This is a genomic window from Leucobacter chromiiresistens, from assembly GCF_001477055.1.
GTDB lineage: Bacteria > Actinomycetota > Actinomycetes > Actinomycetales > Microbacteriaceae > Leucobacter > Leucobacter chromiiresistens_A.
In genome coordinates this window covers 1-598 of record NZ_LDRK01000184.1, presented here as the reverse complement: position 1 = coordinate 598, position 598 = coordinate 1, and the positions used below count along the sequence as shown (strand labels likewise).

Genomic DNA, 598 nt, shown 5'->3' with positions numbered 1-598 from the left:
TCTCGTGGGCTCGGCGGCGGCGTCGGTGTTCTGCCGCCAGACGTGCCCGCACTCCGGGCAGCGATATCGGCGGACCCGGACGAGAAGTGTGGTGGGTCGCCAGCCGAACGGTTCGTGGGCCAGGCGACGGGTCACGGTGTCCCTGGGGGCGCCGTGGGCCCCGCACTGGTGGCACCAGTCGTCGGGTTCGGTGACACGGCAGACCAGGACCGCGTGGTCGTCGGTCAGGTGCTGTCCGACGGCTTCGAGGCCGAGTTCGTTCAGGCGTGTGAAGGTGGTCAGGTCGGGCGCGGTGAAGGTAGCGTCGGGCACGTCGAGGTCTTTCTGGATGGTTGTGTAGGAGCTTCCATCTTCGGAAGGCCTCGACGTGTGTCCGGGGTGCGACGCGCCGGGTTGGCTCAGATCTCCGCCGTGGCAGTCAGTGGCGTGGCGGACGAGTGGCCCCTACACCCTCAACTGCGAAGAGCCCGCATCGCCGGCACCGGCGGTCAGTGTCGCTGCCCACCACGCGGCACGCCAGGACTGCTCGCGCGGGGTCGGGGCGCTGTCCGGTCACGACGAGGCCGAGCTCGTTCAGGCGCGTGAAGGTCGTCAGGTC

General features: G+C 69.7%; 1 protein-coding gene. It reads right to left on the bottom strand.

What is annotated here, in order from left to right; translation table 11 throughout:
• Nucleotides 1-312 (bottom strand): transposase family protein (locus NS354_RS12980; protein WP_193750793.1); only part of this gene is annotated, 312 nt, incomplete at its 3' end.
• Between the last annotated feature and the right edge of the window lie 286 nt (nucleotides 313-598).